Here is a 14941-nt window from a genome sequence, read left to right as displayed (position 1 = left end):
ATCGACATACAATTTAGGCATGCCTGACCTCTGGAGCGAGCTGCTCACCTCCCTCGACCTGCGCCAGCGGCCGACGTCACCGTCATCCGGAGCGGAGCGAACCCGGCCAGGGACCGGCGGCCGCCGCCGCGAGACGCTGACCGTGTACGAGGGTCCCAGCCAGCGGCTCGACCACGGTTGGCTGTACGGCGGGCAGCTACTGGCGCAGATCGTGCGCGCGGCCATGTGCGCCTGCCCCGCCAAGGCGGTCAAATCCCTGCACGCGGTGTTCGCCCACGAGGGAAAGGGCGACTCGCCGGTCTTCTACATCGTGCAGCGCCAGCACGAAGGCCGCTCGTTCGCCGCGCTCACCGTCACGGCCCGGCAGAAGCGGGACGTCGTCGCCACCGCGGTCGTCTCGATGCATGCCCATGAGGACGGTCCAGAGCACCAGACCGTTCCGGCCATCCCGGCTGTGCCCGGACCGCGGCACCGCACCGACGTGCCGATCCTGCCTTGGGAGACCCGATCGACCACCGACCTCGATTCGACCGACGCGCATCCGCCCGACTACGAGCTGTGGATGCGAACCCCACGGGTACCCGAGGGCTTGCACGCCGCTTTGACCGCCTACGCGACCGACCTGAGCCCCATCGGAACGGCGTTGCGCCCGTTGGAAGGATTCGGCCAGAGCGGCAACGGCACCGCGTTCACCTCGGCGACGATCACCCATTCCATCTGGTTCCACCGCGCGTTCCGCACCGACGAGTGGTTGCTGTTGCGCCACCACAGTCCACTCGTCGCACACGGCCGCTGTTTCGGCAAGGGCGACGTCTTCGGCCGAGACGGGACGCTCGTCGCCTCGTTCGCGCAGGAGGGCCTGCTCAGGTTCCGGCCGTAACCCCCCTCTCCGACTACGGAATGGACGCCCCCATGGACCCGAATCGCCGGCCGCACGGTCACGACGCCACGCGAGGCCCCTATCGGGTCATCCAGTGGGCAACCGGCGGCGTAGGGGCGCACGCGTTGCGCGCCGTGCTCGATCATCCCGACCTCGTGCTCGCGGGTGTTCGGGTGCACGATCCCGCCAAAGCAGGCGTCGACGCAGGGGTCCTGTGCGGATCCGGCAGCACCACCGGCGTCGCCGCGACCACGGACGTCGACGAGATCCTGGCACTCGGCGCCGACTGTGTGCTGTACATGCCGCGCCTGTTCGACGTGGACGACGTCTGCCGTCTCCTGGTCGCCGGCGTCAACGTGGTCACCACGCACGGCGATCTGCGGCACCCCGACACCGTGGACCCCGAGGTATGCGCGCGGATCGAGGCGGCGTGCTGGTTCGGCGGGGCCTCGATCCTGAGCACGGGCATCGCGCCGGGTTTCGTGACCGAAACGCTTCCCGTCGCACTCAGCTCGATCCAGCGCAGGATCGACCGGCTGACGATCGAGGAGAGTGTCGACCTCGCCCGCCCGGGTACGTCGCGATTGCTCGTGGAGACAATGGGTTTCGGTACCGCGCCCGCACCGTTCGACGAACAGCGCCTCGCCCACGCCACCCGCACTTTCGGTCCGTCGTTGCGGCTCGTCGCCGACGCCGTCCGCCTGCCCCTCGACGCGTTCGAAGTGGTCGGCGAGGTCGCGCTCGCCGAGCACGACGTGCCCCTGGAGTTCACCACGCTGGCGGCGGGAACCGTGGCCGCACAGCGCATCACGGTCTCCGGACGGGGCGGCGGCCGCGTCCTGCTGCGCTTGCGGTCCACGTGGCACTGCACCTCCGCACTGCGGCCGGGCTGGCCGGTGCGCGAGACCGGATGGCATGTAGCCATCGACGGCGAGACACCGATCGAGATGGATCTGCGCTACCCGGCGGACCCGAGCCGGATGAGCGCCATGTCGCCGCGATACGCGGCCAACCGCGCGGTCAACGCCGTCACCTACCTCTGCGCCGCGCCGCCCGGGATCCGCACCACGCTCGATCTGCCCCCGTTGACCGCCAACCTCGGCTGATTGCGGCTCGTGGGCGCGAACAGCCGCACCGGCGATGCATGCGCGATCCGGCGGACATGTCCACACTCCACCTGATCGGAACGCTACTTTCCAATAAAGAGAATGATATTCTCGCAACATGGAAGAAGGCAGCGCGCCGACTGCGCACAGCGAAACCGGTTTCGCACGAGGACATTCCGTGCCCTTCGGGCATACCGAGGGTTCACCGCGCCGCCCCGAAAGCACCCGGGCGGGTGCACCGCGAGCCCGTGACCTCCGCGCACGCTTATGGAAACACGACCGGCCGAGGAAGGCCACGCCGGACACCGACGCTCCGCTGCGCGTGACGGTGCGGGAGGTGCTCGACTACTTCGCGAAATGCCCCGACTGCGGATACCCCGCCCAGGCGTCGGCGACCGTGCGGGAACTGCGCGACGGCCGGGTCGAGACCGAGGTCAGGCCCAGTTGTGGGCTTCCATGCGGCTGGCAGGGGAACCCTCAGATCTCCACGAGCCCCACCGATCCGACTCCGGCGCGGCCATAATCCGAGTCCCGGGCCGGGCGGGCGAATCCGGCTCCGGTCCGCACTTCTCGCGTTCAGCCAGCCGTGACGAGGTCGGTGCCACCCCACCGTCCGGTCAGTAGCAGTTCCCCGCTGCGGAACACCTCGGCAGCACCGACGTCGGAGGCGGGCACACCCGCCGCCGTCAGCGCACAACTCTTGAAAGCCTGCGCCGCAACGCTCAGCGGGTGACGCACCGCATCGAGCCTGCGGTCGAGTTCCTCGGGTAACCCCTCGCCCCACAGGGCGACTTCGATCAGCCCGTGGTCCAGGCAGTCCAGCACTCCCTGCCGGACGCGAGCGTCGGCGGCGAACAGCTCCGGGGCCACCGCCACCGCATGCGGCCAGGTGTCGTGCACGGGCGTGGCCAGCGAGCGCTCGAGATCCAGGACGGTGGCGCCGAGGATTTGCAGCGCCCGCGCGTCGGAGCAGTCGGCGAGCAGCACAGTCACCTCCCAGCCCGCCATCGTCCGGTCGCACAGCCAGCCGCCGGCATGGCGCACCACATCGACGGCGTTCGCCGCGACCACCGCCAGCCGGTATCGCAGCAGATGCTTGCGCGCGTGGGCGCGCCACCCGGTGACCGAATGCGCTCCACCGAAGCCCCGGTCGACGGATTCGAAGTCTCGAGCAGCCATGCTCACCCTCCCTGCACTGGGCCATCGGCCGATCTCCGAGCGGCGGGGTGATGCCCCGCGGAGGCGGCCGACCACCTTCGGTAACACACTCTCGCCAAATGAAAGGTATCTTCTCTTCAAGAGAGAATCAATACTCGACGACGCCCGGAGCGGCGGGCGGAAGAGAAGGCGGACTTCGCCGACGAACACCCCTGCGTCCTTCGCGACAGTCGGCGCCGAACAGCCGCTTCCCCCGTGCGTTGACTGTGGTCGAAGAGTTTGAAAATGTAGTACTCACATTGGAGAGTTACATTCTCAGCGAGGATAGGAGAAGGCGATGAAGGTGAGCCCACTTCCGGAGGGCCAGTGGGACGACACGGTGAACGCCGCGTTATCCCGCATGCTGCCCGCCGACCGCCGCAACCCCACGGCGGCGGGAAACGCCCTCGCGACCATGGTCCGCCATCCGGCCCTGACGAAGGCCTTCCTCGGCTTCAATGTCCATCTGCTGTTCGGGTCCACGCTGGCGCCACGGCTGCGCGAACTGGCCATCCTGCGGGTCGCCCATCAGCGCGGGTGCGAGTACGAGTGGCATCACCATGCCCGAATGGGCGCCGAAGCCGGACTCACCGAAGGTGATATCGCCGCGGCCCGGGGCGAGGCCGCCGCCGACGACGATTTCGATCGCCTGCTGCTGCGGGCCGTGGACGAACTCGGCGAGAAGTCGGCGCTGTCCGATGAAACATGGGCCGCCTTGGGCGAACGTCTCGACGAGCGGCAACGCATGGATCTCGTCTTCACGGTGGGCGGCTACACGACGCTGGCCATGGCCTTCAATACCTTCGGCGTCCAAGTCGAACACTAGCGCTCGCCGTCGTTGCCGACCCGGCACTTCCGTGTGGAAGGACCGGGTCGGCAACGGTTTCGAGGGTCAGCCGCGCGGCAAGCCGAGCACGCGCTCGGCGATGATCGTCCGCTGGATCTCCGAGGTACCGCCGGCGATGGTGCCCGCGAAACTCCGGATGTAGCGCTCGAACCAACCGGCGGAGAAGTGGTCCAGATTCAGGAAATTCGGGCGGGAGCTCATCGCGGGGTGGGCCAGCCCGTCCACCCCGGCAGCGTTCAGCGCTTGTTCCGACGCTGATTGCACGGCTTCCGACCCCAGCACTTTGAGAATCGAGAGGGCGGGTACATCCTGCTCGCCGCGCGCCTCCCGCGCCAGGGCCGCCGACCCGAGCAATCGCAGGGCGTGCGCGTCCATGACCAGCTTCGCGTACGCGTCGCGGTCGAACACGGTCCGGGGCCGGAAGTCCCCGAGCAGATCCTCCAGCCGGTCGGCGTATCCCAGCCATAGCAGCGTGCGTTCGTGTCCGAGCGAGCCGGTGGCCACCGACCAGCCCTGGTTCGGCGCGCCGATCAGGTTCGCCGCGGGCACCCGGACACCCTCGAAGTAGACCTCGTTGAAATCCAGATCGTCCGGCGAACACACCGAGGGGAACGGGCGTCGCGTCACCCCGGGCGAGTCGGTAGGAATCAGCAGGACACTGATGCCCCGGTGCTTCGGCGCCGTGGGATCGGTGCGCACGAAAGTCAGCAGCACGTCGGCCGCATGGGCGCCGGAGGTCCACACCTTCTGGCCGTCGACGACGTAGTCGTCCCCGTCCCGCACCGCCCTGGTGCGCAGCGAGGCCAGGTCCGACCCGGCTCCCGGCTCGCTCATGCCCAACGCGGCGGTGATCTCGGCCCGCAGGATCGGCACCGCCCAGCGCCGCTTCTGCTCCTCGGTGCCGAACGACAGCAGCGAGGCCGCGACGATCCCGACACCCTGCGGATTGAAGCTGTGGTAGATCCGCCGCTTGGACAGTTCCTCCAGATGCACGTACTGCTGGAGCACCGTGGCGTCGCGCCCGCCGAATTCCGGCGGATTCGCCGGAAGCAGCCAGCCGTTGTCGAACAGCAGGCGTTGCCAGCGCCGCGCCCACTCCGGCACGTGCGCGCTGGAGAGGGAGCGCTCCGTGGCCTCGGCTTCGCTCGGCAGATAGGCGGTGAGGAACGCGACGAATTCGGCGCGGAACGCCTCGACGTCGGGATCAAAGGTGAGCTGCACGGTACTCCTCGGCGATGAGCGCCCGGTGTTCGGCCGCGCCGCCGAGCATCAGCTCGCCGGCCTTGGCCCGCTTGAGCGCGAACTGTAGGTCGTTCTCCCAGGTGAATCCCATGGCGCCGAACAGCTGGAGCCCATGGCGGAAGACCTGCGCCTGGCACTCCCCCGCGGATGCCTTGGCCATGGACGCCGCCATCCGCCGCCGCGGGTCGTCCGCGGCAAGGCACAACGCGGCGAAGAACCCCAGCGCCCGGGCGCGCTCGATCGCGATGTGCATATCGGCCGCCTTGTGCTGCACCGCCTGGAACGATCCGATCGGCCTGTCGAACTGGCGGCGGCCGCGCACGTGCTCCAAGGCGAGATCGAGAATGCGCTGACAGGCGCCGACGGTGGTCAGCGCGAGCCCGGTGAGCGCGTGCTGACGGGCGCGTTCGGGATCGGCCCCGCTGCGGTCCGCGTCGGTGACCCGGACACCGGCGAACCGGACCTCCGCGACGTGCAGCACCGGATCGAAGACCGACGTGCGGTCGGCGGTCACCGCCTCGGCGGGCACCACGAACACACCGGCGTCGGTGACCACGGCGAAACGCTCCGCCCGGTCGCCGTCGACCACGTTGCGCGCGGTGCCGTCCAACCGCCATCCCGAGCCGTCGCGCCGGACGGCGACGCCGGAATGCACCGCCGTGCAGGGTCGTTCGATCCGTCCCGCGCCCGGGACGAGCGGAGCGAACTGGGTCATCGACGCCAGGAAGGGAGTGGGGTCGGTGGCGCGTCCGAGTTCTTCGAGCACGATGGCCAATTCGACGCCGAGGGCCGGATCGGTCAGTTCGGTCCAGCCGACGTCGACATAGGTCTGCCACAACGGGCCGGGTTCGAGGTCCTTGTCCACGATGTCCCGGATCAGGGCGGGTGGACACTGCTTCGCCGTGACCTCACGCGCCGTCTCGCGCAATAGTCGCTGGTCGGCGTCGAACTCGAACAGCATCTCGACTCTCTTCCCTGTCGCAGCATCGCTTACCCGTCCCGAGAATAGCATTCTCATTTTGGAAAGCGACACTTCGGAACGGGTGTCGATCCGCGGTCAGACCGCGTGCGCCTCGGAGACACGGCCGGTCGCGCGGACGAGCGCCGAGTTGACGTCGCGGACGAAAGTCAGCAGGATGAGCAGGGTCGCGTCATCTTCCGGCAGGCCTCCATCGAGCGCGGCGAGCTCACCGAACAGCGGGGCCACCGCCACCTCAGCCCGCACCGCGACGAGTTCCACCCGGACCCGCCGCCGGTCTTCCGAATCCCGGCTCCTTCGCACGTATCCCGCGCGTTCCAGCCGGTCGATGACGGTGGTGATCGCGCCGCCGCGGGTGATGCCGAGCCGATCCGCCAACTGCCCCGGGGTGAGCGGCCCCAGCATGCTCAGCAGGTTCAGCGCACCGAGATCGGTGACCGTGATGCCGAGCCGCGCGGCGACAGCCGAATGGAACACCACCGTCTGGGTCGCATGCCTGCGCAACTCCTCACGCAGCGCATCCATGGTCTCCTCGCGCGTGCTCGGTGCCGACATCACGTCTCCGTCATCCAGATTCTCTGATATCGAGATTCTCTACAAGAGAGAATAGCCTTTCATGCGACGGTGCGGTTCGCCGAGCGGCCCTTGCGGATGACCTCGAAGAGCGAGGTAATCGATCAGAGCGGGTGAGCGCCGAATCCGCTCTGTCGCCGGGTCCAGCCGCCCGGCGGCCCGAGCATCCATCGAGCAGCCGAATTCGCCGGGTAGGCAGGAGCCCGGCACCGACGACAGCGAGGTTCGTCATGCACAAGAAGTTGCGCGCTGGGGCGACAGCCCTGATCATCGCCCCCGCCATCGCCGCCGCTTCGGCCACGGCCACCGCCGAACCCGGGCCCCCACCGGAGCGACAAGAAGTTATGGCCGGGTTCTCGGCCCCGCCGTGCTTACCCTTGATCCTTCCGCCGGCCGTGAACGTCAACGCGTTCCTGATCTGCCTCGCGTGACGTTCGGCGATTTCTCGCCCGGCACCCAGCGATATCAGCTGGGCGGCGTGTCCGCGCTCGCACGCCGCGCCCTGGCACGTCGTTTGCCCTCGTGCATGGCCTGAACCCGGGCGACTGGAATCGTGTGTCCCTCCTCGACCAGATCCGCAGGAAGATGCTGCGGGGCAGGCATCTCCGACTGCCACGGATCGTTGTCGCCGAGCAGGTCCGGCACGGTCCGCACAGTGAAATCAGTCGGCGTCACCTCGTCGAGGTCCGACCAGCGCAGCGGGAACGACACGGTGACACCCGGACGGATACGCGGACTGTAGGCGGCGGCCACGGTGGCACCGCCCGCACGGGTGGCGTCGAGAAAGACCTTGCCGTGGCGATCTTCCCGGATGAACGCGGTCGTGCCGACCGACGGATCGATCCGCTCGGCTCGCGCCGCCACGGCCCGCGTCGCCGCGGCCGCGTCCTCGACGTCTATCCCCGGGACTACGGGCACGAACACATGTAATCCCTTGGAACCGCTCGTCTTCACCGCTCCGGACAACCCGTCCGCGGTCAGCGCTTCCCGGATCAGTCGGGCACCTGCCACCACGTCGGCAAAAGTCTGTCCCGGCGAGGGATCGAGATCGAGCACAAGATGCGTGGGTTCCGGTGCGGATTCCGCGAGGAACAGGGTCGGGTGGTATTCGACCGCCCGTTGATTACCGAACCAGATCAGGGTCCGCAAGTCGTCACAGAGCGCGTAGGAGACCTCCCGCCGCGAACTCGCCGCCCAAACCTTCGTCCGCGCCACCCACTCCGGCGTGTACTTGGGGAGGTTTTTCTGTGTGAACGGCGCTTGTCCCGGCCGCACCCGTACCACCGAGAGCGGCCGTCCGCGCAGCACCCTCAGCAACCGTTCCCCGGCGAACTCCAGATAGTCGACCAGATCCCGTTTGCTCGCCTCAGCCTCGTCGAACAACGGCTGATCGAGATTGGACAGTTCGACCCCGTGACGCAGCTCGCCTCCCGCCATCGCTCCACCCTTCCCCACCACCGGGCGCCGGTCAATCACCGGGACGTGGCGAACTGGTTTTCCCACTCGTTGCTCCGCATTCGCGCAACTTCCGATGCCCGAGCTGGGTGAGCGCATGAACGGCCGGAAGTTGCCCTGCTCTTCCGGACACCAACGGGCGAGGCGAGATGCTCGCCTCACGCTGCATGGCCTCGCGCCGCAGCCCAGAGACCCCAGTCGCTTCAGGTGGCTGTGGCCGGGAGGCCCGGGGTCGCCGCGGTAGGCGGCTCCCGGCCTTCGAGGCGGCTGAGCTCGGCAATTGACTCGGCCGAACATCTCGCGTTCGTCATTTCGATGTGGCGCGAAACTCGCTCGGACGTACGCCCCGGTTCCGTTTGAATGCCGCGCTGAAACCGAAAGCATCCGCATAGCCGACGGCCTTCGCCACCTGTGCCACGGTGAGAGTGCGGTCGGAGAGGAGTTCCTCCGCATCGTCCATCCGGCATTCGGTCAGATACGCCAGTGGCGATTGGCCCATCACCTCGGTGAAACGCCTCGCGAACAGTGCCCGCGACACCCCCGCCGCGGCCGCCAGGGACGCCACGGTCCAGCCGGCGGAGGGTTGCCCGTGCATCGCCTCCAGCGCAGGCCCGACCACCGGGTCGGCGGGTCCGCGATACCATCCCGGCGCCTCGGCGGCCTCCTTTTCGAACCAGTCACGCAGTGTGCACACCAGCGCCCAGTCGAGCAGGCGGTCCATCAGCGCCTGGGCTCCGGCCGGCCGCGCGGCCGCGTCCGCGGCGACGGATTCCATCCAGGCGCATACCTCGACGTCGTCCGACACCACCAGAACGGGTGGCACCGCGCGCAGAAGCCGTTCATGACGCCGGCCCGAGGCCCGATAGGCACCGACGATCAGAGCCGTCTCGCCGGCCGGGTCGTTACCCCACCGTCCGCCTTCCAGACCGGCCTCGCATTCCGCATCCGCCGCGAAGCAGGCGACCTCGTATTCGGCGTGCGGCAGGTCGGCCGAATCAGGTCGGTCCGCGAGGAGGAACGGTTCGGGACCGCGCACGATCGCGGTGTCTCCGGCCGAGATCCGTTGCTGCGCACCGCCGGAAAGCAGCAGCGTGCCACCGCCGCGCAGCACCGTCACCATGGTCAACGGCGCACGGTCGGCGAAGCGTATGGTCCACGGCGCCTCCAGAACCGCGTGGGTGAGTACGGCTCCTTCGGCACGTATGCCACCCAGCAATTTACTCAAAGGATCCACGCCATGAGAGTAGACGAACTCCTATCGAATGTAGATCTTTACCCATAGATCGTCCACCGAATCGGGTGTGGAATACAACTCGACCGCACAATCGATCGTCCGGATACCGGACCGCAATGGAGGACCACGTGCCGAGCAACTCCATCGACGACGCTTCGACCACTCCCACCGCGCTGGTCGTAGTCGCCCACCCCCGCCCCGACTCACTGACCGCCCATATCGCCGCGCTGACCGTCCGCAGACTCACCGCCGCGGGCTACCGGATCGACCTGCTCGATCTGCACGCCGAGGGATTCGATCCCCGCATGACGGCCGCCGACCTACCGGACTGGAACAACCGGGACAAGACCTACTCCCCCGAGGTCGAGAACCATATGCGGCGCATCCTCGCCGCCGATGTCATCGTCGCGGTGTTCCCGGTGTACTGGATGCAGCTACCCGCGATCCTCAAAGGCTGGATCGATCGCGTGTGGAACTACGGATTCGCCTACGGACGCAGCAAACCCCGGCTCGCGGGCAAGCGGATGCTGTGGCTGGGCCTGGCCGGCGCGGCGGACGACGACGGAGTCGTCGACCTCATGCAGCAGGCACTGAGCTCACAACTCGACGACGGAATCGCCTACTACTGCGGCCTGACACAGTCGACGGTGGGACTGCTGCCAGGAGCGGAAGAAAAACCGCAGCGCCTGGACGCCAACGGCAATCTGCTACTCGACAACGCGCTCACCGGCGCCGCGCGCGACGCCCACTTCGCCGCGCTGGAGGACCGGGCCATGCGCTTCGTCGACGAATTCCGCGCCGGCGACCGGGTACCGGCCTGAACCTCGACACAAGAGGAAGAGCGACGTGCCTCACCGCCGCATCGGCGCTGATCGATGCACCGGACCTCGGCCCCCGTGACCGGCGGGGACCACCTCTCGAGTTGCTCCATCCCGCGACGTGAGCGCGCCGAGCTGCCCCGGGACGCAGCCGGTGGACGACGCGCCCGCGCCTCGGCATACGGCGGCGGCGCAGTTCCGGGAAAACGGTCGCGCCGTGGCGGATCGGGTGGCGGACCAGGTACCGGGGCAACGACATCGAGCGCCCGCATCGGCTGGCAGGATGGGTTGATCACCATTCACACCGGAGAGGGCGCAGATGACCATCCTGGTAACCGGGGCCACCGCAAACATCGGCCGCAAGGTCGTCGACCACCTGCTTGCTCTGGGAGCCAACGATATTCGCGCGCTCACCGCCAACCCGCGGAAGGCCGCACTCCCCTCCGGGGTGCAGGTGATCGAGGGTGACTTGCGACGACCGGAGGCCCTGGCCGCGGCGTTCGCGGGTGTGCACCGGATGTACCTGGCACCGGCACCGGACAGTGTCACCGAGGTGCTCGCGCTGGCCCGCGCGGCCGGTGTGCGGCATGTCGTCGACCTGTCCGGTGAACCGGAGAGCTGGTGGGGCAGCGTCTGTACGGCTGTCGAGGACAGTGGCCTGGCCTGGACCCACTTGTGGCCCGGCGATTTCATGGAGAACACCATGACCTGGGCGCACCAGATCCGCGAATCCGGCGCCATCCGGGAGCCGCGGCCCCACGCGGCGAGCGCGCCCATCGCCATGGACGACATCGCCGCCGTCGCCGCCACCGCCCTGCTGACCGACACCCATCTCGGCCGCGCGTTCCCGTTGGCGGGGCCGGAGATCCTCACTCGCGCCGAGCTGGTCCGGCACCTCGCCGACGCACTCGGCCGCGACATCGTCCTGCACCGGTCCTCGCGCGAGGAGGCCATCACCGCCCTGGCCCCCACCATGGGCGACAGCGCGACCTGGTATGTCGACAACGTTCTCTGCGGCTTCGACCCGGACCCCGCGACGCTGCCCATCACCAGCGTCCGAGACATCACCGGCCGACCCGCGACGACGTTCGCTCGTTGGGCTGCCGCCAACGCCCCGCGCTTCACCGCCGACTGAAACCACGCTCGCGCGTTCGCGCCCACTCCGGAGCGCCTCGCCATCACGGCTTGGTGGCCCACAGGATGACATTGGTGCCGAAGAACTTCCCGGTCCACCCGATGTCGTGAAAACCCAATGCACTCAACAGGTTCGCGACTCGCTGTGGCGATTCGAACGCGCGCGTGCTGGATTCGAGATAAGTGTACGACGACCGATCCCGCGCCACTACCCGCCCGAGCAACGGAAACAATGACGCCCATTTCCCACTTCACGACAGGCTTCATCAGTCCACCCGGGGGCAGGTTTCGAGGATGACGACCCGCCCGCCAGGCTCGAGAATCCGGTGCTGTTCGCGAAACACACGCGCAGTCGAGGCCGACACGGCCACCCACTCACCTGAGTGCCGTCGCTGTATCGGATGAATTCGCTTCTCTCGCCGAGACCGTGACGACGCGGCGGTGGCCGTCCATCCGCGGACGCCGATGGCCAGGGGTACCGGGACGGTGAGGACCCCGGACACCGGCTCGAACACGAGACCGAATGCGGTGAGAAGAGCGGTTGCGCGCCCGAGTACGCCGCTCCAGTGCGGCGGCGACCGCACCGGCAGCACCTGCGCGAATTCCGGCTGCGGATGCGCGGCCGCCGCCTCCTGACACCGGATATTCAGGGTTTCTGATCACGACTGTTGTGCGTTCGATCGCGCTGTTCGACCTGGCCGCTGTTGCCGAGATCGGCGGGGCGTAGCCGGTGTGGCAAGGCGTGCGCGAACACCGCGGGGGCCTGGATCGGCGCCGGCGTCATTGCCCTCGGGGTCTACGGGTTCGTCGCCACCCGAATCGCCTGCAACACACCGGCGATCTTGCTGAGATCACGTCGTTGTGACACTGTCTGTCCTGTCTATCTCTGTCTATTGTGATCGGGGGTTGAGTCGTGCCAGAGTTCAACGGGCACAACGGCGCCGGGCAGCTCAGTCTGAGCACAGCGGCCGCGCGCAAGCTGTCGTCGACAACCAAGTCCGTACCGCAGATGCAGGGCATCACCCCGCGCTGGCTGCTCGACCAGTTGCCTTGGGTGGAGGCCAGGGGTGGTGCGTACCGGGTCAACCGGCGGCTGAACTACACGCTGGGCGACGGGCGACTGACCTTCCACGCCACCGGCAATGCGGTACAGGTCATTCCGGCCGAGCTGACCGAACTCCCATGGCTGCGGAATTTCGCCGATACCGACGTGTTGCAAGCCCTTGCCGACAGATTCACCCAACATGAATACGAACCGGGGGAAGTGTTGGTAGCGGCAGGCACTCGAGCCGACCAGCTCCATCTGCTCGTACACGGACGGCTCACCAAACTCAGCGAAGGCGCGTTCGGGGAAGAGTCGATCCTGGAAATCATCGCCGACGGTGACTATTTCGGCAACGAAGCATTGATCGGCCCCGAGAGTGCCTGGAATTACTCGATCAAGGCCACCACAGCCTGCACGGTGATGTCATTGCCGAAGTCGTCCTTTCAGGAGCTGCTCGAACAGTCCGAGGCACTGCGCGACCAGCTGGAGCGCTATCAAGCGACCAGAGGAAAGTCGCAGAACGCTCATGGCGAGGCCGGTGTGGAGGTCATGTCCGGTCATCGCGGTGAGGTTCCCATCGCAGGCACATTCGTCGACTATGAACTCAAGCCACGCGAATACGAGCTGAACATCGCGCAGACCATCCTTCGGGTGCACACTCGGGTCTCCGACCTCTACAACGAACCGATCGACCAGCTCGAGCAGCAACTGCGACTGACCATCGAAGCGGTGCGGGAGCGTCAGGAGTACGAGCTGGTCAACAACAAGGAATTCGGCCTGCTGCACAATGCGGACTTCGGCCAACGGATCTACACCCGTAGCGGCCCACCCACTCCGCACGACATGGATCAGTTGCTCAACACCGTCTGGAAGAACCCCGGTTTCATTCTCGCCCATCCGGATGCCATTGCCGCCTTCCGCGACGAGTGCACCCGACAGGGCGTTTCCCCGGAAACCATCCACGTCCCCGGCGGTCGACTGTCCGCATGGCGCGGTGTGCCCATCTATCCCTGCTTGAAAATCCCGATCAGCGATCGGCGCACCACGTCGATCATGGTGATGCGCACCGGCGAAGCGGAACAGGGCGTCATCGGTCTGCGCAAGACCGGCCTGGTCGACGAATACGAGCCCGGCCTGAGCGTGCGGTTCATGAGCATCGACGAGAAGGCGATCATCAACTACCTGATCACCTGCTACTACTCGCTGGCCGTGCTGGTGCCGGACGCCCTGGGCGTACTGGAGAACGTTCAGCTCGGGAGCGCCCATGGCCCCCACCGCTGATGCGGACCCCTTCGCGCGCGCCCGTGAGCTGATCACCCCCGGCCTACAGGCAGCGGTGGACCAGATGAACCCAGCGACGCGCCAGGTCATCGGTTACCACTTCGGATGGTGGGACGAACAGGGCCGTCCCCGGGCAGAAGGTGCGGGCAAGGCGGTGCGGCCCACTTTGGCGATGCTCGCGGCGCGGGCCGTAGGCGGCACCGCCGAACGCGCGACCAACGCGGCCATCGCGGTCGAACTGGCGCACAACTCCTCATTACTGCATGACGACGTCATAGACTCCGACCGCACCCGGCGCCACCGCCCCACCGCGTGGACGGTCTACGGCATACCCGCAGCCATCCTCGCCGGTGACGCCCTGATAACGCTGGCTACCGAGGCTCTCATCGCCGACGGGCCGCCGCTGGCCACCGAGGGGGTGCCTCGACTCAATGCGGCACTGCTGCGGGTGGTTGACGGCCAAGTCGCCGACACGGCGTTCGAAGGCCGGTCTGACGTGCGGCTCGACGAGTGCATCGAGATGGCAGGCAACAAGACCAGCTCATTGTTCGCCGCCGCGTGCGAGCTCGGCGCGATTGCCGCCGGAGCCACGCCACAACGAGTCCGGCAGCTACGCCAGTTCGGCGAGCACCTCGGCCTCGCGTTCCAACTCGTCGACGATCTCCTCGGCATCTGGGGCGATCCGGCCACCACCGGCAAGCCCGTACTGTCCGACCTACGTGCCCGCAAGAAGTCACTGCCAGTGGTGGCCGCCCTGGTTACCGGCAACAGCGCCGCCAGGCGGTTGGCCCAGCTGTACAATCGCGCCGATCCGCTGAACGATGCGGATCTTCGGACCTGCGCCGAGCTCATCGAGCAGGCTGGGGGACACTCCTGGGCACGTGCGGAAGCGCAGCGCCAACTCGATGCGGCCCTGGAATGTCTACGGGCGGCGAATCCGGAGTCGAAAGCCGCAGCGGAACTAATGTCCATCGCGCACCGGCTCAGCACTGTGCCCAACACGACTGGGCCTGGTACGACGGCACCGGATATCACGGACATCACTGAGGCGATTCCCGTGCGCCCCACCGGTTTCGGCACTGCCACCGCACGGCAAGCTGTTGGCAGGCGCGCGACGGTGACTACCTCTGCTCTGTAGTTCGGCGGGGGT

The 14941-nt window shown here is 67.6% G+C and carries 15 protein-coding genes; 8 read left to right on the top strand and 7 right to left on the bottom strand.

Annotated elements, in window-relative coordinates:
- Window positions 1–19 precede the first annotated feature (19 nt).
- The gene (locus tag ACGF7Y_RS21350) at window positions 20–880 is read left to right on the top strand and encodes an acyl-CoA thioesterase (RefSeq protein WP_393236262.1); all 861 of its coding nucleotides are present in this window, start codon (window positions 20–22) and stop codon (window positions 878–880) included.
- Between the two features lie 32 nt (window positions 881–912).
- The gene (locus ACGF7Y_RS21345) at window positions 913–1986 is read left to right on the top strand and encodes a dihydrodipicolinate reductase (RefSeq protein ID WP_393236260.1); all 1074 of its coding nucleotides are present in this window, start codon (window positions 913–915) and stop codon (window positions 1984–1986) included.
- A gap of 576 nt (window positions 1987–2562) precedes the next feature.
- Here ACGF7Y_RS21345 and ACGF7Y_RS21340 read toward each other — a convergent pair.
- On the bottom strand, window positions 2563–3075 hold the full coding sequence (locus ACGF7Y_RS21340; protein ID WP_393236484.1) for a hypothetical protein: 513 nt from the start codon (window positions 3073–3075) through the stop codon (window positions 2563–2565).
- Window positions 3076–3481: 406 nt separating this feature from the next.
- Here ACGF7Y_RS21340 and ACGF7Y_RS21335 point away from each other — a divergent pair, with 406 nt between their 5' ends.
- Window positions 3482–4009, top strand: coding sequence for a carboxymuconolactone decarboxylase family protein (locus ACGF7Y_RS21335; protein WP_393236259.1), 528 nt, complete (start codon window positions 3482–3484; stop codon window positions 4007–4009).
- A 66-nt stretch (window positions 4010–4075) separates the two neighbouring features.
- Here ACGF7Y_RS21335 and ACGF7Y_RS21330 read toward each other — a convergent pair whose 3' ends face one another.
- From ACGF7Y_RS21330 to ACGF7Y_RS21320, 3 genes are all read right to left on the bottom strand, one after another.
- The gene (locus ACGF7Y_RS21330; RefSeq protein ID WP_393236257.1) at window positions 4076–5251 is read right to left on the bottom strand and encodes an acyl-CoA dehydrogenase family protein; all 1176 of its coding nucleotides are present in this window, start codon (window positions 5249–5251) and stop codon (window positions 4076–4078) included.
- Complete coding sequence (locus ACGF7Y_RS21325) at window positions 5235–6233, bottom strand: acyl-CoA dehydrogenase family protein (protein WP_393236256.1); 999 nt, start codon at window positions 6231–6233, stop codon at window positions 5235–5237. The genes ACGF7Y_RS21330 and ACGF7Y_RS21325 overlap by 17 nt, the downstream gene beginning before the upstream one ends.
- 96 nt (window positions 6234–6329) lie before the next feature.
- Window positions 6330–6806 (bottom strand): MarR family transcriptional regulator, encoded by a 477-nt coding sequence (locus tag ACGF7Y_RS21320; protein WP_393236254.1) that lies wholly within the window; start codon window positions 6804–6806, stop codon window positions 6330–6332.
- A gap of 248 nt (window positions 6807–7054) precedes the next feature.
- On the opposite strand from ACGF7Y_RS21320, the gene ACGF7Y_RS21315 reads away from it, so the two are divergent.
- Window positions 7055–7255, top strand: a complete 201-nt coding sequence (locus tag ACGF7Y_RS21315) for a hypothetical protein (protein ID WP_393236252.1) — start codon at window positions 7055–7057, stop codon at window positions 7253–7255.
- 34 nt (window positions 7256–7289) lie between these two features.
- On the opposite strand, the gene ACGF7Y_RS21310 is transcribed toward ACGF7Y_RS21315, so the two are convergent.
- Window positions 7290–8261, bottom strand: a complete 972-nt coding sequence (locus ACGF7Y_RS21310; RefSeq protein ID WP_393236251.1) for a DNA polymerase domain-containing protein — start codon at window positions 8259–8261, stop codon at window positions 7290–7292.
- Window positions 8262–8586: 325 nt separating this feature from the next.
- Window positions 8587–9513 (bottom strand): AraC family transcriptional regulator, encoded by a 927-nt coding sequence (locus ACGF7Y_RS21305; protein ID WP_393236249.1) that lies wholly within the window; start codon window positions 9511–9513, stop codon window positions 8587–8589.
- Window positions 9514–9641: 128 nt separating this feature from the next.
- Here ACGF7Y_RS21305 and ACGF7Y_RS21300 point away from each other — a divergent pair, with 128 nt between their 5' ends.
- On the top strand, window positions 9642–10334 hold the full coding sequence (locus tag ACGF7Y_RS21300) for an NAD(P)H oxidoreductase (RefSeq protein WP_393236248.1): 693 nt from the start codon (window positions 9642–9644) through the stop codon (window positions 10332–10334).
- Between the two features lie 316 nt (window positions 10335–10650).
- Complete coding sequence (locus ACGF7Y_RS21295) at window positions 10651–11466, top strand: NAD(P)H-binding protein (RefSeq protein WP_393236246.1); 816 nt, start codon at window positions 10651–10653, stop codon at window positions 11464–11466.
- Between the two features lie 43 nt (window positions 11467–11509).
- On the opposite strand, the gene ACGF7Y_RS21290 is transcribed toward ACGF7Y_RS21295, so the two are convergent.
- Window positions 11510–11698, bottom strand: coding sequence for a class I SAM-dependent methyltransferase (locus ACGF7Y_RS21290; protein WP_393236244.1), 189 nt, complete (start codon window positions 11696–11698; stop codon window positions 11510–11512).
- A gap of 680 nt (window positions 11699–12378) precedes the next feature.
- On the opposite strand from ACGF7Y_RS21290, the gene ACGF7Y_RS21285 reads away from it, so the two are divergent.
- Both ACGF7Y_RS21285 and ACGF7Y_RS21280 read left to right on the top strand, forming a co-directional pair.
- Window positions 12379–13791 (top strand): family 2B encapsulin nanocompartment shell protein, encoded by a 1413-nt coding sequence (locus ACGF7Y_RS21285; protein ID WP_393236242.1) that lies wholly within the window; start codon window positions 12379–12381, stop codon window positions 13789–13791.
- Entirely contained in the window at window positions 13775–14929 is a 1155-nt protein-coding gene (locus ACGF7Y_RS21280; protein WP_393236240.1) for a polyprenyl synthetase family protein, read from the top strand. Before ACGF7Y_RS21285 ends, ACGF7Y_RS21280 begins: the two co-directional genes overlap by 17 nt.
- Window positions 14930–14941: the final 12 nt, after the last annotated feature.

It is taken from the genome of Nocardia sp. NPDC047654 (assembly GCF_043205035.1).
In the GTDB taxonomy this organism is placed as follows: Bacteria; Actinomycetota; Actinomycetes; order Mycobacteriales; family Mycobacteriaceae; genus Nocardia.
This window is presented reverse-complemented; position numbering and strand designations above follow the sequence as displayed.